At 50.2% G+C, this 26369-nt stretch carries 25 protein-coding genes and 1 other RNA gene; 5 read left to right on the plus strand and 21 right to left on the minus strand.

Annotation, left to right across the window (positions count from 1 at the left end; translation table 11 throughout):
* Positions 1-43: 43 nt before the first annotated feature.
* The 9 genes from udk to AC5LIL_RS09770 all read right to left on the minus strand — a co-directional run bounded on the left by udk (position 44) and on the right by AC5LIL_RS09770 (position 9564).
* Positions 44-679, minus strand: a complete 636-nt coding sequence (gene udk, locus AC5LIL_RS09730; RefSeq protein ID WP_074035132.1) for a uridine kinase — start codon at positions 677-679, stop codon at positions 44-46.
* Positions 680-695: 16 nt separating this feature from the next.
* Positions 696-1337: an O-methyltransferase gene (locus AC5LIL_RS09735; RefSeq protein WP_214748553.1), complete on the minus strand. Its 642-nt coding sequence runs from the start codon at positions 1335-1337 to the stop codon at positions 696-698.
* Positions 1338-1399: 62 nt separating this feature from the next.
* Positions 1400-2542 (minus strand): endolytic transglycosylase MltG, encoded by a 1143-nt coding sequence (mltG, locus tag AC5LIL_RS09740; RefSeq protein WP_214785243.1) that lies wholly within the window; start codon positions 2540-2542, stop codon positions 1400-1402.
* A 67-nt stretch (positions 2543-2609) separates the two neighbouring features.
* Positions 2610-2906 (minus strand): DUF1292 domain-containing protein, encoded by a 297-nt coding sequence (locus AC5LIL_RS09745; RefSeq protein ID WP_078146594.1) that lies wholly within the window; start codon positions 2904-2906, stop codon positions 2610-2612.
* A gap of 13 nt (positions 2907-2919) precedes the next feature.
* Positions 2920-3342, minus strand: coding sequence for a Holliday junction resolvase RuvX (gene ruvX / locus AC5LIL_RS09750; protein WP_015881197.1), 423 nt, complete (start codon positions 3340-3342; stop codon positions 2920-2922).
* Position 3343: 1 nt separating this feature from the next.
* Positions 3344-3610: an IreB family regulatory phosphoprotein gene (locus AC5LIL_RS09755; protein ID WP_015881196.1), complete on the minus strand. Its 267-nt coding sequence runs from the start codon at positions 3608-3610 to the stop codon at positions 3344-3346.
* A gap of 37 nt (positions 3611-3647) precedes the next feature.
* Complete coding sequence (gene alaS, locus AC5LIL_RS09760) at positions 3648-6290, minus strand: alanine--tRNA ligase (protein ID WP_499823993.1); 2643 nt, start codon at positions 6288-6290, stop codon at positions 3648-3650.
* Positions 6291-6599: 309 nt separating this feature from the next.
* The gene (gene recD2 / locus AC5LIL_RS09765; protein ID WP_499823994.1) at positions 6600-8807 is read right to left on the minus strand and encodes an SF1B family DNA helicase RecD2; all 2208 of its coding nucleotides are present in this window, start codon (positions 8805-8807) and stop codon (positions 6600-6602) included.
* 70 nt (positions 8808-8877) lie between these two features.
* On the minus strand, positions 8878-9564 hold the full coding sequence (locus AC5LIL_RS09770; RefSeq protein ID WP_499823995.1) for a hypothetical protein: 687 nt from the start codon (positions 9562-9564) through the stop codon (positions 8878-8880).
* A 115-nt stretch (positions 9565-9679) separates the two neighbouring features.
* Between AC5LIL_RS09770 and AC5LIL_RS09775 the strand changes: the two genes are divergently transcribed.
* Complete coding sequence (locus tag AC5LIL_RS09775; RefSeq protein WP_214785247.1) at positions 9680-10228, plus strand: VOC family protein; 549 nt, start codon at positions 9680-9682, stop codon at positions 10226-10228.
* Positions 10229-10284: 56 nt separating this feature from the next.
* On the opposite strand, the gene AC5LIL_RS09780 is transcribed toward AC5LIL_RS09775, so the two are convergent.
* Genes AC5LIL_RS09780 through cymR form a run of 4 tightly spaced genes read right to left on the minus strand, consistent with a single transcriptional unit; the run spans position 10285 to position 13639 of the window.
* Positions 10285-10944 carry a tetratricopeptide repeat protein gene (locus AC5LIL_RS09780; RefSeq protein ID WP_499823996.1) on the minus strand — a complete coding sequence of 220 codons (660 nt, stop codon included), beginning with the start codon at positions 10942-10944 and terminating at the stop codon, positions 10285-10287.
* A 10-nt stretch (positions 10945-10954) separates the two neighbouring features.
* Complete coding sequence (mnmA, locus tag AC5LIL_RS09785; RefSeq protein ID WP_214695422.1) at positions 10955-12076, minus strand: tRNA 2-thiouridine(34) synthase MnmA; 1122 nt, start codon at positions 12074-12076, stop codon at positions 10955-10957.
* Positions 12077-13213 carry a cysteine desulfurase family protein gene (locus AC5LIL_RS09790; protein WP_499823997.1) on the minus strand — a complete coding sequence of 379 codons (1137 nt, stop codon included), beginning with the start codon at positions 13211-13213 and terminating at the stop codon, positions 12077-12079.
* 18 nt (positions 13214-13231) lie between these two features.
* Complete coding sequence (gene cymR / locus AC5LIL_RS09795; RefSeq protein WP_214695418.1) at positions 13232-13639, minus strand: cysteine metabolism transcriptional regulator CymR; 408 nt, start codon at positions 13637-13639, stop codon at positions 13232-13234.
* Positions 13640-13699: 60 nt separating this feature from the next.
* Here cymR and AC5LIL_RS09800 point away from each other — a divergent pair, with 60 nt between their 5' ends.
* On the plus strand, positions 13700-15016 hold the full coding sequence (locus tag AC5LIL_RS09800) for a replication-associated recombination protein A (protein ID WP_432232817.1): 1317 nt from the start codon (positions 13700-13702) through the stop codon (positions 15014-15016).
* A 12-nt stretch (positions 15017-15028) separates the two neighbouring features.
* On the opposite strand, the gene AC5LIL_RS09805 is transcribed toward AC5LIL_RS09800, so the two are convergent.
* The 3 genes from AC5LIL_RS09805 to AC5LIL_RS09815 form a co-directional block, all read right to left on the minus strand.
* Positions 15029-15796, minus strand: coding sequence for a tRNA threonylcarbamoyladenosine dehydratase (locus AC5LIL_RS09805; RefSeq protein WP_214687847.1), 768 nt, complete (start codon positions 15794-15796; stop codon positions 15029-15031).
* 95 nt (positions 15797-15891) lie between these two features.
* A non-coding RNA gene (gene ssrS / locus AC5LIL_RS09810) (6S RNA) lies at positions 15892-16078 on the minus strand.
* A gap of 74 nt (positions 16079-16152) precedes the next feature.
* Entirely contained in the window at positions 16153-17367 is a 1215-nt protein-coding gene (locus AC5LIL_RS09815) for a DASH family cryptochrome (protein WP_499823998.1), read from the minus strand.
* A gap of 336 nt (positions 17368-17703) precedes the next feature.
* Here AC5LIL_RS09815 and AC5LIL_RS09820 point away from each other — a divergent pair, with 336 nt between their 5' ends.
* Positions 17704-18357: a YczE/YyaS/YitT family protein gene (locus AC5LIL_RS09820; protein WP_499824000.1), complete on the plus strand. Its 654-nt coding sequence runs from the start codon at positions 17704-17706 to the stop codon at positions 18355-18357.
* A 28-nt stretch (positions 18358-18385) separates the two neighbouring features.
* Here AC5LIL_RS09820 and AC5LIL_RS09825 read toward each other — a convergent pair whose 3' ends face one another.
* Both AC5LIL_RS09825 and AC5LIL_RS09830 read right to left on the minus strand, forming a co-directional pair.
* Complete coding sequence (locus tag AC5LIL_RS09825; RefSeq protein WP_499824001.1) at positions 18386-19426, minus strand: alcohol dehydrogenase family protein; 1041 nt, start codon at positions 19424-19426, stop codon at positions 18386-18388.
* A 100-nt stretch (positions 19427-19526) separates the two neighbouring features.
* Positions 19527-21239 carry an ABC transporter ATP-binding protein gene (locus AC5LIL_RS09830; RefSeq protein ID WP_499824002.1) on the minus strand — a complete coding sequence of 571 codons (1713 nt, stop codon included), beginning with the start codon at positions 21237-21239 and terminating at the stop codon, positions 19527-19529.
* 120 nt (positions 21240-21359) lie between these two features.
* Between AC5LIL_RS09830 and AC5LIL_RS09835 the strand changes: the two genes are divergently transcribed.
* Together AC5LIL_RS09835 and AC5LIL_RS09840 are read left to right on the plus strand one after the other, a co-directional pair.
* On the plus strand, positions 21360-21710 hold the full coding sequence (locus tag AC5LIL_RS09835) for an iron-sulfur cluster biosynthesis family protein (RefSeq protein WP_214748512.1): 351 nt from the start codon (positions 21360-21362) through the stop codon (positions 21708-21710).
* On the plus strand, positions 21683-21904 hold the full coding sequence (locus tag AC5LIL_RS09840; protein WP_427373079.1) for a hypothetical protein: 222 nt from the start codon (positions 21683-21685) through the stop codon (positions 21902-21904). The genes AC5LIL_RS09835 and AC5LIL_RS09840 overlap by 28 nt, the downstream gene beginning before the upstream one ends.
* A 114-nt stretch (positions 21905-22018) precedes the next feature.
* Here the strand turns inward: AC5LIL_RS09840 and AC5LIL_RS09845 are convergent, their stop codons facing one another.
* The 3 genes from AC5LIL_RS09845 to hisS all read right to left on the minus strand — a co-directional run bounded on the left by AC5LIL_RS09845 (position 22019) and on the right by hisS (position 26364).
* Complete coding sequence (locus AC5LIL_RS09845) at positions 22019-23197, minus strand: hypothetical protein (RefSeq protein ID WP_499824003.1); 1179 nt, start codon at positions 23195-23197, stop codon at positions 22019-22021.
* Positions 23198-23314: 117 nt separating this feature from the next.
* Positions 23315-25087, minus strand: a complete 1773-nt coding sequence (gene aspS, locus AC5LIL_RS09850; protein WP_499824004.1) for an aspartate--tRNA ligase — start codon at positions 25085-25087, stop codon at positions 23315-23317.
* Positions 25084-26364 (minus strand): histidine--tRNA ligase, encoded by a 1281-nt coding sequence (gene hisS / locus AC5LIL_RS09855; protein ID WP_499825361.1) that lies wholly within the window; start codon positions 26362-26364, stop codon positions 25084-25086. The genes aspS and hisS overlap by 4 nt, the downstream gene beginning before the upstream one ends.
* Between the last annotated feature and the right edge of the window lie 5 nt (positions 26365-26369).

The raw sequence follows: 26369 nt of genomic DNA on the forward strand, positions 1-26369 counted from the left end.
CTAGTATATTACAGCTAGGGTAAATTGAAAACGATTTATTTCCTCACGCGCGATTACGCTCAGTGAGCACCCAACGGATCTTCGTCACGAGTAAATCGATTGCGACAAAGTTTTCTCCGCCTTCAGGAACGATGATGTCCGCATACCGCTTCGTCGGCTCACAGAACTGCAAATGCATCGGACGAACGACATTCGTGTACTGTGCCACGACCGAATCGATCGAACGTCCACGTTCATTGATATCCCGCTGCATGCGGCGCAGGATGCGAACGTCAGCATCCGTATCCACGAACACCTTAATATCCATCAATTCACGCAAACGGGCATCTTCAAGTGCTAAAATCCCTTCAACGATGACGACATCGACCGGTTCGATCAAAATCGTCTCATCAGAGCGCGTATGGGCCGCGTAGTCATATACCGGCTTCTCGACAGCCTGATGTTGTTGCAATTGTTGGATATGTTCAATTAGCAAATCGTTATCAAAGGCGAAGGGGTGGTCGTAGTTTGTCTTGTACCGCTCCTCCATCGTCATTTCAGATTGATCTTTATAATACGCGTCTTGTTCAATCATGACGACCGATTGACCTTTAAACGCATCGACGAGCGCACGGGCCACGGTCGTTTTTCCAGATCCGGTACCCCCGGCCACGCCAATAATGACGGGTTTATGTTGCATCAAAGTTAAGTCCTCCTCATCGTAATTTACGACTGATTGCTAGGCCATCACCAAGGGGCAAAATTGCAGTATGATAATCGGTCCGTGCCATCAATTGCTCAGTAAACTGTTTCACGAGACGGACAAGTCGGCGTCGACGTCGGTCGAGTACTGACACGTCCTCGAGTAAGACGTCCCCTCGTAAAAACAAATTATCGCTGTAAATCGTACCACCAATTGGTACTAAAGCGCCATACCCATCAAAAAATTTTTGATATTGTCCTTTTGCCGCATCAATAAACACGGCATCGAACTCACCTTCAATCGAACCAATCAATTCAACGGCGTCACCGTGAATCAATGTGATGCGATCGCGAACATCAGAACGTCCGATAAAACCAGTCGCCTCTTCGAAACGACGAGCATTTCGTTCAATCGTGACGATTTCGGCATCTGGTAACAACTCTGCCATACGGATTGCACTGTAGCCAATTGCCGTCCCCACCTCAAGGATGCGGGTCGGTCGCTGCATCGCCAACAAAGAGAGAAGCACTTCAGAGCCCGTCAAGTCCATGATTGGAACGTGATGTTCTCGCGCAAATGCCTCCATCTCCGTCAGTAGCGGAGAGCGGTCGTTGATCAATTGTTCTACATATCCCTCATAGGATGCATGGTCCACTCGTTCCACCTCTTAACTCTCTTCATTCAAACGACCGGAAGCATCCGCTTCCGGTCGTCCCATCAATTACTGTTCGCTTCTTCAAACGCTTCCCATTCGGAACGGTACTTATTGACGTTTTGTTGATGGTCCTCATAATTGACTTCGAACAAGACCTCCCCATTCGGGAACCCTTCACGTGGAGGGCGTGCATAGAAGTAAATGTTCTCTGTGTCATTCGGGTTGAGTACCGCCTCAAACGCGTCGCGACTGACAGCCGCGATTGGACCAATCGGAATCCCTTCATAACGATACGTGTTATATAAGGAATCGTTCTCCAAATCTGCGAATGAAGTGAAAATCGATGTCTCCCCCGTGCCATACCAGACGGTCGGATCAGACTGTAATTTCATGCCGTCGTTTAGACGATTTTCAAAGACACCGGCAATTTCTTTCCGGTCTTCCGTTGAAACAGCTTCTTTCTCGACTACCGATGCGAGCGCGAGCGTCTCATGGAAGGTGCGTCCTGAATCAGCCAAACGACCTTTGTACTCTTGATACATGCTTTCAGTCGGGAGTAGCATCTCATCGATGATTTCAGTGAGTGTTACCCCTTTGTTGAATTCATATGTTGCCGGGAACAGGTATCCTTCAAGCGGATGATAAATGCCTTCCTGCAATACTTCCTCCGTCAACATCTCATGCTCGTTCACGAGCGAACTGATATATTCACGGTCACTCAATTGTTCGGAAATCTCTTCTTTCGGAATATCGGCCTCTTTCGCAAGTCGCGCGATGACCTGGTCGATTGTGAACCCTTCCGGAATGACGAGCTTGATATCAGGAACCACAATGACTTTACCTGTTTGCAACGTTTCAATCAACTCATCGATTGATTGAGATGGTGACAACGTATACGTCCCCGCTTGGAACGATGACTCGTTTTTAAAGCGTGTATAGAAACGGAAAATCGTGCTACTCCTTACAAGCCCATTCTCTTCTAGTAATTCACCAATATATCCCGAACCGGCACCGAGTGGGACTTCGACCTCAACGGTTTCCGTCGATGTCGGATCAATCGGTTCGACGGAGCGCTTCACGAAGACGTAAGCGAGTGCCGAGCCTGTGGCGATGACGAGAAGGAAGATGGCAAGGATGACAACCGTGATGCGACGAACAATCCGGTTGCGGGCACGTTTCTCATCTGACATAGATGGATGATTCATGCATTTCTCCCCTGTTCATTTTATAAAGAGAGGCGACGAGGGAAATCCCTAGCCGCCTGTCCCCTATTTAGTCTAGACCGACTTCGTCATTGACGATATCGAATGCTTCCATGACCTCTTCGAAGTCTTCATCGTCTTCGACGAGCTTCAAGATGAATTCGCCATCTTCAAGTTCTTCAATTTCAAATGCGTATACTTCGATTGTGTCTTCATCTTCTGTTTCCGGAGCGCCGACTGGTTCGAGTACAACGAATGTTTTCTTCGAACGGTCGCTTGTCATACGGAAAATTTCTGCAAATAAATGCTCGTCTCCATTTTCATCTGGAATACGGTACATTTCTTCTTCACGACGGATTTCTGCCATGAGAGATTCCTCCTTATTTCCCGGAACGGTCCAGGTAGTTTTGTAAAATCATCACGGCCGCCATTTTGTCGATGACCGCTTTTCTCTTTTTGCGGCTGACATCTGCTGAAATGAGCATCCGTTCCGCTTGCATCGTCGTTAATCGTTCATCCACCAACACGCAAGGTAAGCCTGTCTGTTCGGTGAACGCCTCGGCAAACGCCTCTGACGCCTCACCGCGCGGACCGACTGTTCCATTCATGTTTTTCGGGTGACCGACGACAACTTCTTTCACATCGTACTGCTCGATAAACGGACGAAGGAGACGGACGGCTTCGTCAAAGTCGGGTTCGGTCCAATAGACCGTCTCCACACCTTGTGCCGTCCATCCCATCAGGTCACTCACCGCGACACCAATTGTCTTCGATCCGACATCGAGTCCCATGACTCGCTTCATATTAATCCTCTCTACGATCGTTCAAATACGATTTGACCAACTCTTCGAGAAGTTCATCCCGCTCAATTTTGCGAATCAAGTTTCGCGCATCATTATGACGTGGGATGTAGGCGGGGTCACCTGACAATAAGTATCCCACGATTTGATTGATCGGTTGATAACCTTTTTCCTCGAGTGCTTGATATACCGTAATCAGCGTCTCACGTGTGTTAGCACGTTGATCATCTTCTGGAAAATTGAATTGCATCGTGCGATCCATTTGGCTCACAAGAATCCACCTCTTTCCGTTTGCACTTCACACTCTATTATGCCAGTGATTGGACGTAATGTGAAGCAAACTTCAATGCTTCGTCCAGTTTTGTTGCATCACGGCCACCTGCTTGTGCCATGTCAGGACGACCGCCACCACCGCCGCCACAGCGTGTTGCGACTTCTTTAATGAGTTTTCCGGCATGGAAGCCACGGTCGTTCAAGTCTTTCGTCACACCTGCGACGAGGTTGACCTTCTCACCGTTCGCCGACCCGAGGATAATCACGGCAGAACCGAGCTTCCCTTTCAAGTCGTCGACCATGCTACGGAGGGCATCCATATCTTGTCCATCGACACGCTTCGCAATCAATTGAACGTCACCAATCGTTTCGATTGCATCCGTCAATGAAGAAGCTTCGATGTTCGCAAGTTTTGCTTTGAGCGATTCTGAAGCACGCTCCACGTCTTTGATTTCAGCCTGGAGTGCTTGAACACGTGCTGGAACCTCGAGTGGTTTCGTCTTCAACAGTTTCGCTGCCGCTTCGAGCGTCTCGATTTGCTGGTTCATTACTTCGTATGCGCCAGCACCTGTGACCGCTTCGATTCGACGCGTTCCTGCACCGATTCCTGATTCAGACAAGATCTTGAAGAGTCCAATTTCAGCCGTGTTAGATACGTGGCATCCACCACAAAGCTCAACCGAGTAGTCCCCAGCCGATACGACACGAACGACATCGCCGTACTTCTCACCAAAGAGTGCCATCGCACCTTTTGCTTTCGCATCCGCGATATTCATTTCTTCGATGTCGACACCGATCGATGCCCAAATCTTCTCGTTCACTTGACGCTCAATCGATTGAAGCTCTTCAGCCGTCACTTGACCGAAGTGAGAGAAGTCGAAACGAAGACGATCTGGTGTCACGAGTGACCCAGCCTGGTTGACGTGCTCGCCGAGCGTGTCTTTCAAGGCACGGTGAAGGAGGTGCGTCGCCGTATGGTTTTTCACGATCGCTTGACGTGAGTCTTGGTCAACCGTTGCTGTCACTGCCACTTCCGCTTTCGCGACGCCTGACTCGACTGTGACCGTGTGCAAGTTTTGACCGTTCGGTGCTTTCGATACATCTTTCACGCGAAGAAGGAAGTCTTCGCCAACGATTTGACCTTTGTCACCGATTTGACCGCCGCTCTCAGCGTAGAATGGCGTTTGATCGAGGATCACTTGTGCCTCTTCCCCTGCAGCGACGACGTCAACGAGTTCCCCGTCGTGAATCAAGCTGACGATTTTCGCGTTCGTCTCAAGGTTGTCGTATCCGAGGAATGTCGATGGCATCGTGATGTCCGCGAGTACGCCAGACTGGATTTGCATCGATTCAACGTCAGCACGCGCTTGGCGTGCACGTTCACGTTGTTCATTCATCGCTTCTTTGAAGCCGTCCTCATCAACCGTCATCTGATGGTCTTCAGCGTATTCGATTGTCAATTCGAGCGGGAAACCGTACGTGTCGTATAGACGGAACGCGTCTTGACCGCTGATCACGTTTGCTCCTGCTGCTTTTTGCGCTTTCGCGACTTCGTTCAAGATTGCGAGTCCATCGTTCAACGTTTCATGGAAACGCTCCTCTTCGTTCTTGATGACTTTCTTGATGAAGTCTTTTTTCTCGTTCACTTGTGGATAGAAGTCGACCATGATGTCACCGACGACGTCGACAAGTTCATACATGAACGGACGCTCGATGCCAAGCATCTTCGCATAGCGGACCGCACGGCGGAGAAGACGACGGAGGACATATCCACGTCCTTCGTTCGACGGGAGTGCCCCGTCACCAATCGCGAACGATACGGTACGGATGTGGTCAGCGATGACCTTGAAGGCAACATCCTTGCTGCTATCTTGACGATATACGTCGCCACTGATTTTTTCTGTCTCACGAATGATCGGCATGAAGAGGTCGGTATCGAAGTTTGTCGGTACGTCTTGAAGGACGCTCGCCATCCGTTCGAGTCCCATCCCTGTATCAATGTTTTTACGTGGAAGCTCTGTGTAGTTCCCGTGCCCGTCATGGTTATATTGGCTGAACACGATGTTCCAGATTTCAAGGTATCGCTCGTTTTCCCCACCTGGATAGAGTTCAGGGTCTGTCGGGTCGTCTCCGAACGCTGGTCCACGGTCGAAGAAGATTTCGGTGTTCGGACCAGATGGGCCTTCACCGATTTCCCAGAAGTTATCTTCAAGTGGGATGATGCGGTCAGCCGGCATGCCGAGGTTCAACCAGATTTGTTTTGATTCTTCATCGTCCGGGTGAATCGTGACAGAGAGGCGATCTGGGTCGAGACCGTACCATTCGTCACTCGTCAAGAGTTCCCAACCCCATGTGATTGCTTCTTCACGGAAGTATTCTCCGACCGAGAAGTTTCCGAGCATTTCGAAGAACGTATGGTGACGTGCTGTCTTCCCGACGTTCTCGATATCGTTCGTACGAATCGATTTTTGTGCGTTGACGATTCGTGGGTTCGCAGGGATGACACGTCCATCAAAGTATTTCTTCAATGTCGCGACACCAGAGTTGATCCATAGAAGAGTCGGATCTTCGACCGGTACGAGCGACGCACTCGGCTCAACGCTGTGACCTTTTGATTTGAAGAAATCTAAGTACATTTGGCGAATCTGTGCGCCAGTCAATGATTTGAGCGGTTTCATGAACAATTCCTCCTTATTTCTGAACGAAACGAAAAAAAGCGATGCCTGCCCCTGTGGAAAGGGACGAAAGCATCGCTTCGTGGTACCACCCTCGTTCGCACGGTAAACACCGTGCCTCGAACATCCGTTAACGTGGATGAGGCGCCCAGGTTGAGTGGGGACTCCAGAATAGCTTCGGTCGGCCGACCCCCATCTTCTCGCAGCCTAGGAAGATGTCTCTGTAGAGGCGGTGACGACGTACTCATTTCCTTCATCGTCTGTATCGTTTCAGTTGTCTATTCGTCATTATCACACGCGCTTATGAAGACGTCAAGACTTCCCGCCTAAGCGTTCGACCAATTTTGTCCGTCGTACGGGTTCTTCTTCACGTGTTGCCGCCTCGAGTGCCCGTACGTCTCCGAACAACAGCAAGCTTTTCTTCGCCCGTGTCACGGCCGTATAAATCAAGTTTCGCGATGAGCGGAAGCCGCCGTTAAAGAAGACCGGCATGAGTACGATTGGGAACTCGGACCCTTGTGACTTATGAATCGTGATGGCGTAGGCGTGGGTGAACTGATCCCATTCACTACGATTATATTCGACTTCCGTCTGATCGAATCGGATATAAATTTTATCGACTTTATCAACGTTCTCTTTCGCGTAGAAAATATTCGTAATCTCACCGATGTCCCCGTTATAAACGTTCTCCTCGGCGTTGTTGACGAGTTGTAGCACTTTATCCCCATTTCGGTAAATGCGAGTCCCATGCTTCACTTCACGGGCACTCGATTTTGGATTGAACACGTGTTGAAGCGCTTCGTTCAGCCCATCGATTCCGCACACGCCTCGATACGTCGGAGCGAGCACTTGGATATCAAATGGTGAATACCCTTTCCGGAGGGCCGCTCCTGCCATCTGACAAATCGCTTGAAGCGCCGACTCTTGGTTCGCCGTGTAGAAACGACGGTCCGGGAGCGCCGCCAATAAGTCTTCTGGCATCTTTTTAGCGTTCAAGGAATGGGCGAGACGTAAAATACTCGACTCCGATGCCTGACGGTGGACGACGTCGAGACGGACGACCGGAATCCCGTCTGTCGCCATCAAATCGGCGAGCACTTGTCCTGGTCCGACTGACGGGAGCTGGTCGCGGTCCCCGACGAACAAGATCTTCATGCCGTTCGGTACCGCTTTGAGTAAGCTTCTGAACAAGAAGATATCAATCATCGACGCCTCGTCGACGATGAGCACTTTCCCCGCAAGTGGGTTCGTCTCATCGACTTGGAACGAACTTCCGTCAAACTTTAACAGACGGTGAATCGTTGATGCCGGAAGACCCGTCGATTCACTGAGCCGTTTTGCGGCCCGACCCGTCGGTGCGGCCAAGACGAACGGGAACGGTTGGTTCGGGACAGGCTCTAACTTCCAGTCGAATACGTCACTCAGTGCATGAATGATGCCTCGAACGACCGTCGTCTTCCCCGTACCCGGACCACCGGTGAGTACCATAAGCGGTGATTTGAGCGCGAGCTCAATCGCTTCTCGCTGTTGGGTCGCGTATTCGATCGAAAACATCTCCTCGACACGTCCGACCGCGTCAAAGATTGTCGTCATGTCCACGTCTTCCGTTGTCGATGTCGCCATAATACGAGCCAACTCTTCTGCCGCCTTTCGTTCAGCGCGGAACACGCGAGGGTGATAGACGACCCCATCATCGATGACGACCCGCTCGTCTTTTGCGAGCGACTCTAATGCCGTGACGAGCGCATCCCCCGGGTCTGCCCCGATGATTCGAGGCATCTCCGCTTCGAGTTGCTCCGCCGTCACATAGAGATGACCGTTCCCTTGTTCGAGCTCTAACACGTAAAGCACTGCTGCCGCGATACGTTCAGGATGAATACCTTGAATCCCGAAATGCGCGGCGATGGCATCCGCCGTCTTGAATCCAATGCCTTGTACATCGTACATGAGCGCATACGGATTCTTCTCAATCGTCTCCATCGCCCGTCCTTCATATTCTTTATGAATCTTTGAGGCGAGACGCGGTGTCACGTCAAACGGAGCGAGAAACAAGAGCAGTTGGTCGACCCCGTATAAGACGTTCAGACGTTCCGTGATCACACGCGCCTGCTTTTCTTTTAACCCATCGACTTCTGACAGGATACTCGGATGTTTCACGATTTGGTCGATGCAATCATCCCCGAGCGTATCTGCGATCTTCTGAGCGGTCTTTTGTCCGATTCCGGGAAAGGAACCGTTCGTCAAAAAGCGGACGGCTGCTCGTTTCGTCATCGGAACGACGCGACGAATCCAATCGGCCTTCATCTGTTTTCCGAATCGGGGATGTTCGACAAGACGACCGTGCGCCTTATATGTCTCCCCTTTTTCGATGCCGACCCCGACGCCAGCGATGACCATCTCGGTCTCGTCCGTCTCAAAATTCTTTTCTTTTATTCGTACGAGCGCAATGGTGTGCGCTTCTTCTTCTGATTGAAACAGGACTCGAATGACTTTTCCAGTCAACTCGTAAGGTGCTGCCATCATATCCGACACCTCCAGCTATTTTTCCATCATTCATTATAGCCCGAGATGAATCGATTGAACAAATGACCTAGTCGAACAGACTCAAGATTTGCTCGATTCGGTCGAGGTCGACGACTTCCAAAATGCGAATGAGTTGTTCGAGGTCGACCCTGTCCAAGATGCGCTCCACCTGATCCAGGTCCACTTCTTCAATCAAGCGTTGGATTCGGTCCAAGTCCCCCGACGCCTGATACGCTTCGAGTTTTGTAAAGAGCTCGGTCTTCTCGATCCGAATCGAATCCTCCAACATCCCCCGAGCACCAAATAGGACGAGACCGATGACCGCCAATTGAATCAACCAATTCGTCACGACTTTCCAGAATGGGACGGTCTGTCCGATGAATGGGATGAGCGGGATGAACGTTAATTGTAGGAGCAACATCCCGACCTGAACGTATACGTTCGGAATCACCAAGCCTAAAATCGCAAGAATCAATGGAACGATCCAGCCGCCCCCGACATGTTCAGACGTGAGTTGCCAGGACTTCTGTTCCGCGTACATATAATGAACAATCCATCCGACAATGAGGAGCGCCACGAATAGAATGAGCAACAGCGTTAAAAGCCCCTGCGGTTCGACGACCACTTGATATAAAATCGTGTTCGTCCACTTCCCATCCGCAAGTCGCTGATTCACCGTTTCAAATAATTGCGTGATCCACACATACTCAATAATGAAAAATAAAATGACACTGACCATGCTAAATTTTCGCAAGTCATTCGACCTCCTTCTATAAAGTGTCATTCCCTCACTTCAAGACAGCTAGTCGCGTTTTTGATTTGAAGAAAGCGGGAACTGTTCGAATGACACATTGAAGGAGGAGTCATATATGGGTAAACGAATTCCAGTCAGCGGATTATGTGAACTTGTATTGGAAGTGACAGATATGGAAGAAGCCGTATCCTTTTGGCATGAAAAATTAGGTCTCCCCGTCGTCGAACAATGGGTCGGAGACGATGCTGAGCCAAGTGAATCGCAAGAACAAGCGAATGAGCCATGGGCAACGTGGCTCTACATCGGAGGGAATACGCGGCTAGGGCTTTGGCTAAAACGTAACTTTACAGAAGAAGAGGATGCGAACCGAAAACAGGACGTGACCGAGTGGGACACGCTCTATGATGAAGGTGGGGTCCACGTCCACTGTGCGTTCTTCGTTCCGATGGAGTCGTTTGAAAAGGCACTCGAGATCCTAGATGAGACCGATGTGCCTGTAAAACTACGGACGTGGGACGAGGACGAGACAAAGAATGGGAAAGAACGCTCGGCATACTTCAAAGACCCGAGCCACAACATCATCGAACTGTATACGAAAAATATGGACGAGGCATACGGCGACTTCGCCGGAGAACCCGTCAAAATCACGACGAAACAACTTTAATTGCCACCAAAAAAGTGCCATCGCTCTATTGCGATGGCACTTTCCTATTCAAGAGATCAGTTCCCGAGCAGTGCGTCCATCTTCGCGATGGCGTCACGTGCGAGTTCGTGATCTGGTTGCATCTCAAGGACGCGTTGAAGTTCGGCATACGTCCGTTCCTGGTCACCCAAGAACGCATACGCGATTGCCAAGTTGTAACGGGCATCCGTATGGCTCGCATCGAGGTCGAGCGTCTCTTCTAACGCGACGACCGCTTCTTCAAGCTGTTCACTTTGTGCGAGTGCAAGTCCGTATTGGAACGTGATTTCCACGTCTTCCGGCGATTGTTTCTTCGCTTCACGCAGGCGCGGCATCGCACGAACGAAGTCACCCATCGCTTTGTACGTCAAGCCGAGCATGAAATGAAGATCGGCATCATCCATCCCCGAGAGGAGCGCTTGGCGAAGCGACGCTTCTGCCGTCTCCAATTGCTCGAGTTCATAGGCAAGGGCACCTTTCGCATAATGCGCGGCACCGAACGAGTCATCGAGTTCAATCGCTTTGTCATAGAAGATGACGGCACGATCGTAATCGTTGATCGCCTGAAGTAACGTCCCCATGTTGACGAAACCAGTCGGGTCCGTCGGGTTCGCTTCAATCGCCTCATTGAAATGTTTGGCTGCCTGTTCGAATTCACCTTGCTGCATCGCTTGGATGCCTTGTTCGTTTGCGTTCATATCAATCACCTCATCCGATATAGTCGAGTCGTTTTCCGTTTCGGTACGCTTCGTCAATCGTTGCCCCACCGAGACAGATGTCGCCATCATAGAAGACGACCGCTTGTCCAGGAGTGATGGCACGTTGTGGCTCATCGAATTTGACGAGTACTTCGCCGCCCTCAAGTGGGGCGACGGTGACCGGCACGTCTTGTTGACGATAGCGGAACTTCGCCGTCGCCCGGAATTCTCCTGTAGGAGCAGCCCCTGTCCACGACAGTTTCGAAGCGAGAAGCGCATCTGAATAGAGTGCGTCGTGATGGAAGCCTTGTCCGACGAACAAGACGTTGTTCTCGACATCTTTCCCGACGACGAACCAAGGGTCCCCATCGCCACCGATTCCGAGACCGTGACGCTGTCCGAGTGTATAATACATCAACCCGTCATGACGTCCTTTGACGACACCGTCGAGCGTCCGCATTTCACCTGGCTGTGACGGAAGGTATTCCGACAAGAACTCTTTGAAGTTCCGCTCACCGATGAAGCAGATTCCGGTCGAATCTTTTTTCTTCGCTGTCGCGAGTCCTGCTTCTTCAGCAATGACACGTACGTCTTTTTTGTCCATATGACCGATCGGGAACATCGTCCGCGCGAGCTGGTCTTGAGACAATTGGTTCAAGAAATACGTTTGGTCTTTGTTGTCGTCTTTCCCACGCAACAAGCGGTGTTCTCCGTCGACGTATTCTACTTGTGCATAATGACCGGTTGCGACAAAATCCGCACCGAGTCGAAGCGCATGGTCCAGGAACGCCTTGAATTTGATTTCTTTGTTACACATGACGTCCGGGTTCGGTGTACGACCGAGACGATATTCTGCCAAGAAATACTCAAAGACACGGTCCCAATATTCTTTTTCAAAGTTGACCGCATAATATGGGATCCCGATTTGGTTCGCGACGGCGATGACGTCTTCATAGTCCTCTGTCGCCGTACACACACCGTTCTCGTCCGTGTCGTCCCAGTTTTTCATAAAGATTCCGATGACGTTATACCCTTGTTCTTTCAATACATGGGCCGTCACCGATGAATCGACGCCACCTGACATCCCGACGACGACCGTCGTCTCTTCAGGGGCTTTCGTGCGTAAATTCATCTATCTCACTCCGTTCATAAATGTCGAGACGACTTCTTGTAGTCGCTCCGCGAGCCGTTTCGCGTCCTCGATCGAGTTGCCGTGGCCAAAACTGATTCGAACAGACTGACGTGTCCGCTCTAAATCCCCGTACATCGCCGACAATACGTGGGACGGTTCGACCGACCCTGCCGTGCAGGCACTTCCGCTTGAAATCGCCATGCCCCGCATATCCATCATGATGAGGAAGGGTTCAAGGTCAATTCCAGGAAGGTATAGGTTCACGATGTGAGGTAAACGATTTGATCCGTTCACCTCATAAGATACGCCTAGTTCGTCAAGGCGCTGACGTAGCGCCAGATCGAGCGACTCATAGAGAGCCACTCGGTCCTCACGCTCTGCCATGACGAGTTCAGCTGCTTTTTGGAATCCGACGGCACCCGGAACATTTTCCGTGCCGGCTCGACGTTTACGTTCTTGTTGTCCACCAAAAGAACGTGACGCTAATTTTACACCTGTTTTCATGAAAAGAAAACCGATACCTTTTGGTCCATTCACTTTATGTGCGGACGCCGACAATAAATCGACATGAATCGCCTTCACATCAATCAGTTCTGTCCCGAGGGCTTGTACCGCATCGGTATGAAAAATGGCGTGATGATCTCGTAACAACTCACCGATTTCTTGAATCGGTTGGCGTGTCCCGACTTCGTTATTGCCGTACATGACCGATACGAGAATCGTGTCATCCCGTAAAGCTGAACGCACGGCGTCGACAGTGACGGATCCCGACGCATCGACATCGAGATACGTGACGTCGAAGCCCTCACGCTCGAGCTGTTCCATCGCATGAAGAACGGCATGGTGCTCGACTTTTGTCGTAATGATATGTTTGCCTTTTTCCTGATGGGCATATGCCGCACCGAACAAGGCATAGTTATCTGACTCCGTCCCACCCGATGTAAAGACGATCTCGTTTGGTGAAGCACCGATCCATTTCGCGAGGACGCGACGTGACGAATCGAGCGCCGCCCGCGCGTTACGCCCAATCCCGTGAATGCTCGACGCGTTTCCGTACGTCTCTAAAAAGTAAGGGGTCATCGCCTCGAGGACTTCCGGTCGCATCGGCGTCGTCGCAGCGTGATCAAAATAGTTCATGTAAGGGTCACCTCGTTCTTAAATATAAAACATATAGCCGTCTGACTCTTCCTCGGCAAGATCGGCGAGTGTCGTTTCGTCAAGGACGGTATCGATGGCTTCTTTGATTTTATCCCAAAGCTTCCGTTTCACCGCATCATCTGCTTCAGATTCCTCGACCACGGCTAACGGTCCTTCGAGTAAGCGAATGATTTCACCCGCCGTCACTTCTTCTGCCGGTTTGACGAGCTGATAGCCACCGTACGCGCCGCGTACACTCTTGACGAGTCCACCATTACGGAGTGGACCGATCAATTGCTCCAAATAATGCTCCGGCAACTCATGCCGTGCCGCAATCTTCTTTAAGCTGAGCGGCTTGTTGTCTGTCTCTCGTGCCAACGCAATCATGATCGTTAAGCCATAACGGCCCTTTGTAGATATTTTCATCTTCAAGTCTCCTTCTGTTATACTAATCGAACAAACGTTTGTCGAAAGGAATGGTTACGTATGCCTGATTTGTTTCATCAATCGAATGGCGGACCGCTCGCCAACCGCATGCGCCCCGAAACGTTAGATGACGTCATCGGACAGCGCCATATCATCGGTGAGGGCAAGCTACTTCGCCGTGCCATCGAAGCCGACCGACTCGGCACGATTATCCTATACGGTCCGCCTGGCACTGGGAAGACGACACTCGCCCGTGTCATTTCGAATTATACGAAAGCGACATTTGTCCAATTGAACGCCGTCACAGCCAAACTCGATGAATTGCGGAACGTCATTCGTGAAGCGGAGTCCCGGTTTGACTATGAGGACGAGCGCACGATCCTCTTTTTAGATGAGATCCATCGATTTAATAAGCTTCAGCAGGATGCGCTCCTCCCTGCCCTTGAGTCCGGAAAACTCGTCCTCATCGGAGCGACGACCGAAAACCCAAGCTTTGAAGTAAATGCCGCCCTCTTGTCACGGGCGACCGTATTTCGGCTTGAACCACCAGGTGCCGAGGAGTTACGTATCGTCCTTGAGCGTGCGCTACACGACTCACGTGGGCTCGGAAATTACCCGGTGAAGATGGATGAAGCTGCCGCTGACCATTATATCAAAATGGCGGATGGTGACTACCGTGTCCTATTGAACGCACTCGAACTCGCCGTCTTGACAACGCCAGAAGTGGATGGACAAATTCACATCACGCTCGAGGTCGCGGAAGAGTCGATTCAACAGAAGTCGATCAAATACGATAAGACGGGTGACCGACATTACGACGTCATCTCGGCGTTTATCAAATCGATTCGTGGGTCGGACCCTGATGCAGCGCTATACTGGTTAGCCGTCATGATCGAGGCTGGCGAATCGCCGCGCTTCATCATGCGTCGCCTTTACGTCCATGCCGCCGAAGATATCGGAATGAGTGATCCGAACGCACTACTCATCGTGGATGCGGCGGCTCGAGCGAGCGAATACATCGGTTTCCCGGAAGCCCGCATCCCGATTGCAGAAGCCGTTCTCTATTTGGCGACCGCACCAAAATCAAATGCGGTCATCACCGCCATCGATAAGGCACTCCATCACGTCCGGACAGTCGAGGGTGGACCTGTCCCCGTACATCTCCGTGACGCTCATAGTCCAGGGGCTCGCGAACTCGGAAACGGGGTCGGATACAAATACCCACACGATGAAAAAGATGGGTTCGTCCCTCAAAACTACTGGCCAGAAAACTTAGCCCGTAAACGACCAACCTACTATAAACCGACACCACGTGGATTCGAGCAACAGATTCAAAAACGGCTCGATTATTGGGAAAAACGACGCGACTCGAAATGAGCCAGCGTCGTTTTATTTTTGGATGCGGTTAATTTCGACGCCCGCTTTTTCGAGCAAATCGTTAATGACGTAACCGGCAGCCACAAGTCCTGCAACCGATGGGACGAACGCGTTCGAACTCGGTGGCATCTTCGCTTTGCGGATCGGAGCGTCTTTCTTACCGACGACTTCATTCACGTCTTCGCGCGTCACGATCGGTGACTCATCTGAGAAGACAACCGGAACACCTTTGTAGATTTTTTCTTTACGTAGACGGGTACGGACCATCTTGGCAATCGGGTCATATGACGTATCTTTAATGTCGACGACTTTGATACGTGTCGGATCCATCTTATTCGCCATCCCCATGCTCGAGATGACCGGGATGCCGCGACGCTTACATTCCACGATTAAATGAATCTTATAGATGATCGTATCTGAGGCGTCGATGACGTAATCGATATTTTGAGCGAAGAACTCTTCGTATGTCTCTTCTGTATAAAACATTTTCAATTGGACGAGGTCTAAGTCCGGGTTAATGTCAAGAAGACGCTTCCCCATCGCTTCGACTTTCGGTTGACCGACTGTCGACAATAATGCATGGATTTGACGGTTGACGTTCGTGATGTCGATGTCATCTTTGTCGACGAGGACGATGCGCCCGACGCCACTGCGCGCAAGTGCCTCTGCCGCAAACGAGCCGACGCCACCGACACCTAAAATCGCGACCGTTTTATTCTTTAGAGCATCAAGGCCTTCAGAGCCGATGGCCAATTCATTTCTTGAAAACTGGTGTAACATATTTCTTCCTCCAACTAATTCTATTTTCTCATACTATTTTACTCGGAATTATAATCAAAAAAAAGACGTCTCGCGACGTATTTACAAAAAAATCGATGGGGCCCGGAGTGCCGTGACGATGCCCTGCTTTTGAACCTGCGTATGCAGGTGGGTGACCTAGCGTTTCCTTCACAAGTCCTCCTGCACGTGATGAGGCAGTTGATCTGGTTAGCAGTTCGGTCTCCCGTATTCAAAGTGTTGGCTCAAAATAACGAAGGCGGCTCTCGTACACCTCAGGTATCCCATCTGTTGATTTAACTATAGCGCTTCTGTAAAAAGAAGTCAATGAGAAACACCGACTTCTCGTGACAGTTTGGTCACAACCATTTGTTACGAAACGCACGATCTGGGTCATACGTGAACTGTTGACGATCGATGTTGAAACGTCGGTCGCGTGAGTCGTTTCCGACACCCGCCTGGTACGCCCAATTCCCCCAATTGCTCGCGACATCGTAATCGATCAGTTTCGATTCAAAGTAGGCAGCCCCGTAGCGCCAATCTTGCTTTAACTCTTTGGCAAAATAATTGGCCACGATTTGCCGTCCCCGATTGGACATCCAACCCGTCGCATTCAATTCGCGCATAAACGCATCAACGAAATCGACGCCCGTCTCTCCCCGTCGCCACTTTTCAATGACATCCGCCTCAACGCGCCAGTCTTTTCGCTTCGACCGGATACCTTGTGACCGAAACAATTTCTTCCCTTGTTCGAGTGCAACCCATTGGAAAAATTCACGCCACAAGAGTTCAAAGTAGAGCCAATAGGTCGATTCGTTCACTCCATGCGTTCGTTCATGCGCTTCAAGTTCAAAAAACACCCGTCGTGGCGATAATGATCCGTTCGCCAAATACGCAGACAGCTTCGTCGAGTCATCGACCCCAAACCCATTCCTCGTCTCTTTATATGTTCGAATCGGTACGGACAAATAGTCATTCAATCGACGCTTTGCTGCCAGTTCGCCACCTTTAAACGGAAATGCTGTCCTCGGGTCCTGCTCGATTTCTTGCATCGGAAACGGGAACGTCACCTCGCGTGTGGCAGCAGTCGCTTTTCGGGAAATTAGTTCACGAGGACGGACATCATATTCGACCGCTTTTCGAAACTCTGTGAAAAGAAACGGTATTTTCTCAAACGGGATGTCATCCTCTTCAAATAACGTGAATCCATCGAACGCCTTGTACTCCCCCTTCCACTTTTTCATCACCTCTTCTTCACGCCGGCGCTCATTGTACCCGATGGCCCGTTGAAATAAGAGACGGTCGGTCGGGTCGAGCGTTTCGATTGGATGACCGACATGGACAAAAAATGGGATTCCGAGCGCATCCAATGAACCGGCCACATCTTCTAACGAGTCTTTCAGGAAGTGGAGTCGTTCGCTCCCGAGTGGAATGACACCATAACGATTTTCAACGAGTTGTTTTGGACTAATAAAATAATGACTTTCAATTGGATCATCATGACGCAATGCTTCCTCGAGGGGTAAATGATCATCGACACGCAAATCGTTTTGATACCAAATGATTGTTTTCATGAATAGACCTCCTCCACTCCTTAGTATGATGGGTTTATATACGGTCCATAAGAATAGAATGTGCTAGAGATATGTTTTTAAAATCAATTTGTGTGGAATATATTGTTCTAGAAGAGAAAGGGGTGCAGCATAATGGCTAAGAAAGGCAAAATGGGAACACTGATCAAAATTGCGACGGCGGTCGCTCCGTTCGTCTACGATTACTATAAAAAGAACAAAGCAAAGAAATCACCGAAGAAATGAATCCAGCGTCTCAGCTAACAAGCTGAGGCGTTTTTTTCATGTTTTCAAATCGAATGTGCTAAGATAAATCAATCATTTCATGGAAACGAGGCGATGTTCGTGCAAGTCCGATCCATCCACTTTTTACGCATTCTCTTCAAATGGGGTCTTTTCATGACCGGGCTGTTCTTGCTCGCACTCGGGTCATCGATCATGATCACAGCAAATCTCGGGGTTTCCACATGGGACGTCCTCCATATCGGGATTGCCCACCATCTCCCGATTTCAATCGGAACGGTCATCCTATGCGTCGGACTTCTACTCGTCCTATTCAAATACATACTCGACCGCGTCCGTCCCCAGTTCGGCACGCTCGTCAACGCGGTCTTTGTCGGGGTATTTATGAACCTGATCTTGAACGAGCAATGGCTCCCGACATTCGATGGATTATTTGTAAACGTCGTTTGGCTCACGTTCGGGATATTCGTCATGGGGATGGGAGCCGGTTTGTACGTCGCTGTCGGATATGGAGCCGGTCCACGCGATGGACTAACACTCGCATTAGCAGACCGTTTTAATACGTCTGTCCGTTCCATGCGGACCTGGATGGAGCTGGTCGCCTGTCTCATCGGTTGGGCGCTCGGGGGACCGCTCTTCTTCGGTACCGTCCTATCCATCTTCCTCATCGGTCCGTTCTTCCAGTTCTGGTTGGAACGCTTCCGTCTGTTCATCGCCTACGTCGATCGCTTGAAAGTCAAATTTGCATGAAAAAGAGAGGGATCACCCCCCTCTCTTTTTATGTGTTCGGAATCAAGACAATCTTTCCGAACTTACCGGATTGTTTGAAATACGTTTGTGCCTCACGCGCTTCTTCGAGCGGGAACGTCCGATCAATGACCGGTTTCAGCTTCCCTTCTGCAATCGACCGCAACATTTCTGCGAATTCATAGCGTGTCCCGAGCACAGACCCGTACATGGCGATATGCTTCAAGTAGAGTGTCCGGAAGTCGAGATGGGTCGTCTGTCCGCCAGCAGAACCGGATATACAGAACTTTCCGCCCTTCTTCAATACTTGAAGAGACACACCAAACAACGCATCTCCGACAACGTCAAGCACGGCATCGACCGGACCACCGTTCGCAGCGATGATGTCCTCCGCAAGCGTCTCAGAACGATAAGAAAAGACTTCCGTTGCCCCAAACGCCTTTAACTCTCTCTCATTCTTCAAATCACCAACGATGGCGAACACTTTCGCACCAAAAACGTTCGCGGCAATTTGAACGTTGAGCGAACCGACGCCACCGCTCGCACCCGTGACGACAATCGTTTCACCGGTACGGATGTGTAACTGCTCGTTCATATGCCATGCCGTGAGTCCACTCACGGAAAAGACCGCACTCTGAACAAAATCATCAAGTGGCATATCAAAACAAAGGTCAGCCGGCCAGGCTACGTATTCTGCGTAACCTCCGTCATATTCCGACCCGATAAAGGACATATCGTCCGACAAATGTTCTTTTCGTTCAGGACCGCTCGAGGTGAATGGGAACAAGACGACGTGTCGTCCCATCCAAGCTTGATCGACCCCATCCCCGAGCTCGACGACTTCACCTGTGATGTCTGAACCGGGAATGCGTGGGAACTGGACGCCTTCCGGGCGCCACCCTGACTTCTCGCCAGTTCCATACGCCCCTTCTCGCATCCATATTTCTGTATTGTTAATGGCACAGGCGCGTACCTTAATCAGCACTTCTCCAGTTTTTGGTGCCGGTTTTGGGATATCGACCACTTGGAGTTGATCGACATCACCGTATCCTACGACTTGTACAGCTTTCATGGTGTATCTTCCTCCCTCTCTTTCGCTCATCCATATGTATTTACCCACGAACCACCTATATCACGCCAGAAAGGCCACCTTTTAAAAGGTGACCTCCCGTTTAAAGCTGTTGACGTTGTAATAGGTTCGTGAAGACGCCGCCTTTTTGGCTAAGCTCTTCATGCGTTCCATCTTCTACGATTCCTTCTGCCGTCACGACAAGAATCCGATCGGCATTTTTTACTGTCGCTAAACGGTGGGCGATGATGAGCGTCGTTCGATTCGCCGCCAATTCATTGAGTGAATCTTGAATGATGGCCTCCGTTTCCGTGTCGAGCGCCGAGGTCGCCTCGTCCAAAATTAAAATCGGTGGGTTTTTCAAGAACATGCGCGCAATGGCAATGCGTTGTTTCTGACCACCCGAGAGCTTCAGTCCACGTTCCCCGATTTGTGTGTCGAGACCGTGCTCGAGCTCCTCGACGAGCGTCCCGAGATGCGCTTTCTCGACCGCGTGCATGATGTCCCCATCGGTCGCATCGAGCTTCCCGTAAGCGATATTCTCACGTAGCGTACCCGCAAACAAGAAGACGTCCTGTTGTACGATTCCGATTTGACGACGTAAGCTCTCTTTCGTCATGTCGCGGATATCCATGCCGTCGATCGAGATGGCACCATTCGTCACATCATAAAAGCGAGGGATGAGTGAACAGATGGTCGTTTTCCCCGCTCCGCTCGTCCCAACTAATGCGACGGTCGTCCCTGCCTTGATTGACAAGTCAATATCCGTCAACACTTGGCGGTAGTCCGAGTAGCCAAACGAAACGTCGTCAAAGACGATATCACCCTTCAACGTCTCGACCTCGATGGCGTTCGAACGGTTCTCGATGTCTGGCTCCTCATCGAGCAACTGCGTGAATCGCTTGAACCCGGCCATCCCTTTCGGATACATTTCGAGAAGTGCCGTGATCTTTTCAATTGGCTTGATAAGTAAGTTCATGTACAAGATGAACCCGACGAGCTGTCCGTATGATAACTGACCCTCGTACGTTAAGTACGCCCCGTAGACAAGGACGAGCAACGTCATCAGACGCGTCGTGATGTAAATGCCCGCGAGCGATGTACTCATGACGCGATATGCTTCAATCTTCGAGCCACGATAGAAGTTGTTGTCTTTTTGGAAACGTCCGATCTCGAACGCCTCGTTCGTAAACGACTGGACGACACGTGCCCCAGACACACTGTCCTCGACACGTGCGTTCACTTCCCCGATGTTCGTGTACATCTTTTGCCACGCCTTGTTCATATTCTTATTCGCATACGTGATCATGATGATCAGGAACGGTACCGCGACAACGGTGACGAGTGCGAGTTCCGGGTCGATCGAGAACATGATCCCGAACGCACCGAGTAACGTCATGATGGCGATAAAGAAGTCTTCCGGTCCGTGGTGCGCCACTTCCCCGATGTCGAACAAGTCGTTCGTGACCCGGCTCATCAAATGTCCGGTCTTATGATTATCAAAGAATCGGAACGACTGTTTATGGATATGTGTGAACAACTCTTCCCGCATGTCTGTCTCGATGTTGATCCCGAGCTTATGCCCCCAGTAGTTGACAACATACTGCATCATCATGGCCAATATGTATAGAATCAACAGACCGATGCTGACGATGATAATCCAGTTCCATTCCCCACCCGGCAACAAGTCGTCGATGAACCATTGAACGGCGAGCGGAAACCCGAGTTCAAGTAAGCCGACGAGAATTGCGAATGAAAAATCGAGGATAAATAGCTTTTTATGTGGTCGATAATAACTAAAAAAACGTGAAATCATTCTCTTTCCCCCTTCTCAACACTCTAAGTGTACGCTTTTTTCCGAAAGGTGGAAAACAGGATGCATCCCTTTTTCATTCTTTTTTCGATCGGCGTATAATGAAAGTAAGGAGTGATACACATGCATGTACACATTACAGAACGTGCGCTCGAACGAATCGAGTCATTGAAGGGCGAACGTGAGGGACAAATGCACCTTTTCTATGAGACGGAAGGTTGCGGCTGTGGAAATAGCGGGATTTTCGAAATTCGATACGTCACGGAGAAGACCCCAGAAGACGTCGAAATCGAATCGAACCTTGGTCCGATCTTAATCAAAAACTGGACGAAAGTATTTTTAGACGAACAGATGAAAATCGACTTCCTTGAAGACCGTCGTACGCTCGTCTTGAAAAGTGACGGACAAGTATTCAATTCGAACCTTCTCGTCACGGACGGCACAGGTTGTCAGTTGAACGTCCCGAGCCGATGAAACAGACGTTGAAACAACATCCGAAACTCCTTATTCTCTTTTTCGTGAGTTTCGGGATCGGGCTGCTTGGGATTTATTTAGCGTTCATCGATTCAGTCTATACGATGTCCGCAGTCATCGCCTCGCTGTTTGCGTTTGGTTTTGCGTTGCAGCGAACAGCAAAGTATATGCAACGCGATGAGGAAAAAAATTAAGGGAGGTATCGTCTTTCAGGGACGAATCTTCCTTTTTTATATTCAAAAGAAAAGGGTTCGCATTTGCGAACCCCCTCCCTTCATAAAACCGTACTACCGATGACATTTATCGTTTTACTTCACATCAATGACGTAGAAACGAACCAATCCCTCACCATCTAATTCAGCATACGCTAATTTTCCATCTTTAAAGACCGGCTTGGATACCGTTCCACCGTCATTCGGTAAATACGAAACGGTCTCTTCTTTTAAATCCGCGATAAGCAATCGATTCATCCCTTCACGGAACAAAATATAATCGTCACGCAAATAACGAAACGCATCGAACGTAATGTTTTTCTGCGAGCCGTTATACACGTATTTCACGTTGGACGGAGTTGCGGATATAAATTCGACTCTTCCTTCTTTGCCCAGAGAGACGAACTTGCTTCCTCGTTCGAAATCAATCAATGCCCCACCTTCTTCATCAAATGAACCATCGGTCGTGACTAATCTACTCGTCAGGTCACCTTCGTTGAAGACACTTTTATGTAGGATTAATCCTTCCTCACCCGAGCGATAATCAAAGATATATTCTCCGTCACGCTTTCCCTCTTCTTGGAGCGTGAATGCCTCAATTGTTTGAATCGAATCAGACATCGGCGAGAACTGCATGACCGTCGTCTTCGTATCCGACGCCGACGCCTCATAATCGACCCATGTGACGGTATCATCGGAAGCTGTTACATAAGGAACGGGCGTCTCAAATCGACTAGTCCCTTCCGCTATTTGTTCAGGTTTTTGTTCGTCCAACGACATCGTAAAAATCGACCATTCATATGCATATCCTTCAGCCTGTACATATTCAACCCAAAACACTTCATCTTGAATCCCGACAAGATTCCCAATCGTTTTTGAGGACGTATGAATAAGATCGTTTGTATTACGCTCCGTATCGTACACATTTATTTGACTGCTGCTTTCTTCAATCAACTCCGTATAGACGATTCGGTTGCCAGTGATGTGCTCTGGTGCGATCATCGGTACTTGATCTGCAAAGAATAAAGATAAGTCATACGATTCCACTTCCCCAATCGGTTCGCTCTCTCCCGCACTTTGTAAACGGATGGCTGGTTCCGATGTTTCCTCTGGTTCGGATGTTGCTGGTGCATCCGGTGTCGATTCTGTCGTCGACTCCTTCTTTTGAACAACCTCTTCCACTTCTGGTGCAGCTTTTGTGTCATCCGTACACCCGGATAACATCGTTGCAACCCCTAGACATACCCCTAATGCCAACGTATTAATTCGCTTCAACATTTCCCCTACTTTCAAAATACATTTTATTCCATAATCGTATCATAACCTTATACAAAGTTGTCAGAAAAATATAAAAAAGGATTCGCCGAGAACGACGAATCCTGTTTAAGCGTATTATTTTTTCTCTTTTACTGCCGTACGAATCGACAACTCTTCAAGTTGCGCGTCCGCGACCGGGCTCGGTGCTTGCGTGAGCAAGTCGCTTGCCGAAGCCGTTTTCGGGAAGGCAATCGTGTCGCGAAGGTTCGAACGACCCGCAAGAATCATGACGAGACGGTCGAGACCAAGTGCGATTCCCGCGTGTGGTGGTGTACCGTATTCGAACGCTTCGAGTAAGAAGCCGAACTGTTCAACTGCTTCTTCTTGCGTGAAGCCGAGCAATTTGAACATGCGCTCCTGGATGTCACGCTCGTAAATACGCTGTGAACCGCCACCGAGCTCGTAACCGTTCAAGACGAGGTCATAGGCGATGGCGCGTACGCTTGCCGGGTCTGTCTCGAGAAGGTGAAGGTCTTCACGGTTTGGCATCGTGAACGGGTGGTGGTTCGCATAGAAACGACCGTCTTCTTCTTCAAACGTCACGAGTGGGAAGTCCGTCACCCATAGGAAGTTGAACTTCGACTCGTCGATGAGACCGAGGTCGTGTCCGAGTTTGACGCGGAGTGCGCCAAGGCTGTCTGCGACGACAGTTGGTTTCGATGCGACGAAGAGGAGAAGGTCTCCTGCTTCTGCATTCGTCGCTTCGATCAACTTCTGTGAGTACGTTTCGTCGAAGAACTTCGCAATCGGACCGTTCAAGCCTTCCGCTGTCACTTTGAGCCATGCGAGACCTTTCGCACCGTAGACCGCTGTGAACTCTTGAAGCTTGTCGATGTCTTTACGTGAGAAGTTGTCCGCCTCACCTTTGACATTGATCGCTTTGACTTGTCCGTTTGATTCGAGTGCTGCGTCGAATACTTTGAAGCCCGCACCTTTCACGGCGTCAGCTACGTCGATGAGTTCGAGGCCAAAACGTGTGTCCGGTTTATCTGAACCGAAACGACGCATTGCTTCTTCATGAGTCATGCGTTCGAATTTCGCTGGTGTATCCGTACGACCGAGCGTCGATTCCATGACTTGTCCCATCATTGATTCCATCATCGCCATCAAGTCTTCGATGTCCATGAAGCTCGTCTCGATGTCGACTTGCGTGAACTCAGGCTGACGGTCTGCACGAAGGTCTTCGTCACGGAAGCAGCGTGCGATTTGGAAGTAACGGTCAAATCCTGCGACCATGAGCAACTGTTTGAAGAGCTGTGGTGATTGCGGGAGTGCGTAGAACTCACCACCGTGGACACGGCTCGGTACGAGATAGTCACGTGCACCTTCTGGTGTCGACTTCGTCAAAATTGGCGTTTCGACTTCGAGGAACTCTTGCTCCGTCAAGAAGTTACGAATCGTGTTCGACGTCTTCGAGCGGAGACGGAACGTCTCTTGAAGCGCTGGACGACGAAGGTCGAGGTAACGGTATTTGAGGCGAAGGTCTTCTGAGACGTTTTCCGCTTCATCACCGATCGGGATTGGTGTCATCTTCGCCGCGTTCAAGATGACGATCTCAGACGCGATGACTTCGATGTTTCCTGTCGGCATGTTCGGGTTTTTGTTCTCACGCTCGAGAACCGTTCCTTTCACGTCGAGGACATACTCGCTACGAATCGTTTCCGCGAGTTGGTGGACTGCTTCGTTTTCCGGGCGTACGACGACTTGGACGATCCCTGTGCGATCACGAAGATCGATGAAGATGAGTCCTCCGAGGTCACGACGTTTTTGTACCCATCCTTTTAATTGTACTTCTTGGCCGATGAGTGACTCTGTCACGCGGCCGTTCATATGTGTGCGTCCGATCATTGTCCTGCTCCTTCCGATAGTTCACGAATTTTGTCTGCGACGGCCGAGAGTGGCACGTCGACTTGTTCACCAGTCGTCATATCTTTCAAGGCGGCTGCCCCACGTTCGACTTCGTCATCCCCTAAGATGACTGTGAACTTGGCTTTCAGGCGGTCCGCCTGTTTGAATTGTCCTTTGAACTTGCGTCCTTGGTAATCACGGTCTGCCTTGAATCCTTCCATACGAAGGAGTTGTAAGAGGCGTGTCGCCGTCAATTCGACTTCTTTCTCGCCTTGGGCGACGATAAAGACATCAAGACCTGTCTCGAGTTCAGGTAAGACTCCTTCATTCTCCAATGCGAGGATGAGGCGCTCCAATCCGATCCCAAAACCGATTCCCGGCATGTCCGGTCCGCCGATATCTTGTACGAGACCGTTGTAGCGTCCACCGCCACAAAGTGTCGTGATGGCTCCGAACCCTTCTGCCTCGGACATGATTTCAAACGCCGTGTGCGTGTAATAATCGAGCCCACGAACGAGCGTCGGGTCGACTTCGTAGGCGACGCCGAGTGCATCGAGTTGTGCGAGCACTTGGTCGAAATAGGCTTTCGATTCTTCGTTCAAATATTCAAGGATTGACGGTGCTGTCTTCATCGACGGGTGATCGCGGTCGACCTTACAATCCAAGATGCGAAGCGGGTTCTTGTAAAGACGTGACTGACAGTCTTGGCAAAGTTCGCCTGCCACCGGCTCGAAGTGACGGATGAGCGCATCGCGGTGGGCGTTGCGGCTTTCCGCGTCCCCAAGCGAGTTGACGACGACTTTGATTTTCTGAAGCCCAAACGACTTGTAGATCGAGTAGGCGAGGCTGATGACCTCAGCGTCAACGGCAGGATCGCTACTGCCAATCGCTTCGACACCGTATTGGTGAAGCTGACGGAAGCGGCCTTTTTGCGGACGCTCGTAGCGGAACATCGGTCCCATGTAGAAGAGCTTCGTCGGTTGGTCCGGATTCCCGAACAGTTTGTTCGTCACGAACGCACGGACGACAGATGCCGTTCCTTCTGGGCGAAGTGTGTACTCGTCTTTCCCTTTCTTCACGAGCGTGAACATCTCTTTTTGTACGATGTCCGTCGTTTCCCCGACACTGCGTGTGAACAGGTTCGTTGTTTCAAAGATTGGTGTGCGGATCTCTTTATAGTTGTAACGGGCGCTCATGTCGCGAAGTTTTTCCTCGACATATTGCCACGTCTCGACCGTGCCCGGAAGCAGGTCTTGTGTACCGCGTGGTGCTTTCATCATCA

The sequence above is a fragment of the Exiguobacterium sp. RM11 genome (assembly GCF_059821525.1).

Bases quoted from the DNA above. Each gene is read 5' to 3' on its own strand.
- udk (WP_074035132.1), bottom strand. From the start codon at position 679: ATGCAACATAAACCCGTCATTATTGGCGTGGCCGGGGGTACCGGATCT.
- mltG (WP_214785243.1), bottom strand. From the start codon at position 2,542: ATGAATCATCCATCTATGTCAGATGAGAAACGTGCCCGCAACCGGATT.
- AC5LIL_RS09745 (WP_078146594.1), bottom strand. From the start codon at position 2,906: ATGGCAGAAATCCGTCGTGAAGAAGAAATGTACCGTATTCCAGATGAA.
- ruvX (WP_015881197.1), bottom strand. From the start codon at position 3,342: ATGAAGCGAGTCATGGGACTCGATGTCGGATCGAAGACAATTGGTGTC.
- alaS (WP_499823993.1), bottom strand. From the start codon at position 6,290: ATGAAACCGCTCAAATCATTGACTGGCGCACAGATTCGCCAAATGTAC.
- recD2 (WP_499823994.1), bottom strand. From the start codon at position 8,807: ATGGCAGCACCTTACGAGTTGACTGGAAAAGTCATTCGAGTCCTGTTT.
- AC5LIL_RS09775 (WP_214785247.1), top strand. From the start codon at position 9,680: ATGGGTAAACGAATTCCAGTCAGCGGATTATGTGAACTTGTATTGGAA.
- AC5LIL_RS09780 (WP_499823996.1), bottom strand. From the start codon at position 10,944: ATGAACGCAAACGAACAAGGCATCCAAGCGATGCAGCAAGGTGAATTC.
- mnmA (WP_214695422.1), bottom strand. From the start codon at position 12,076: ATGAATTTACGCACGAAAGCCCCTGAAGAGACGACGGTCGTCGTCGGG.
- AC5LIL_RS09790 (WP_499823997.1), bottom strand. From the start codon at position 13,213: ATGAACTATTTTGATCACGCTGCGACGACGCCGATGCGACCGGAAGTC.
- cymR (WP_214695418.1), bottom strand. From the start codon at position 13,639: ATGAAAATATCTACAAAGGGCCGTTATGGCTTAACGATCATGATTGCG.
- AC5LIL_RS09800 (WP_432232817.1), top strand. From the start codon at position 13,700: ATGCCTGATTTGTTTCATCAATCGAATGGCGGACCGCTCGCCAACCGC.
- AC5LIL_RS09805 (WP_214687847.1), bottom strand. From the start codon at position 15,796: ATGTTACACCAGTTTTCAAGAAATGAATTGGCCATCGGCTCTGAAGGC.
- AC5LIL_RS09815 (WP_499823998.1), bottom strand. From the start codon at position 17,367: ATGAAAACAATCATTTGGTATCAAAACGATTTGCGTGTCGATGATCAT.
- AC5LIL_RS09820 (WP_499824000.1), top strand. From the start codon at position 17,704: ATGTTCGTGCAAGTCCGATCCATCCACTTTTTACGCATTCTCTTCAAA.
- AC5LIL_RS09825 (WP_499824001.1), bottom strand. From the start codon at position 19,426: ATGAAAGCTGTACAAGTCGTAGGATACGGTGATGTCGATCAACTCCAA.
- AC5LIL_RS09830 (WP_499824002.1), bottom strand. From the start codon at position 21,239: ATGATTTCACGTTTTTTTAGTTATTATCGACCACATAAAAAGCTATTT.
- AC5LIL_RS09835 (WP_214748512.1), top strand. From the start codon at position 21,360: ATGCATGTACACATTACAGAACGTGCGCTCGAACGAATCGAGTCATTG.
- aspS (WP_499824004.1), bottom strand. From the start codon at position 25,087: ATGATCGGACGCACACATATGAACGGCCGCGTGACAGAGTCACTCATC.
- hisS (WP_499825361.1), bottom strand. From the start codon at position 26,364: ATGAAAGCACCACGCGGTACACAAGACCTGCTTCCGGGCACGGTCGAG.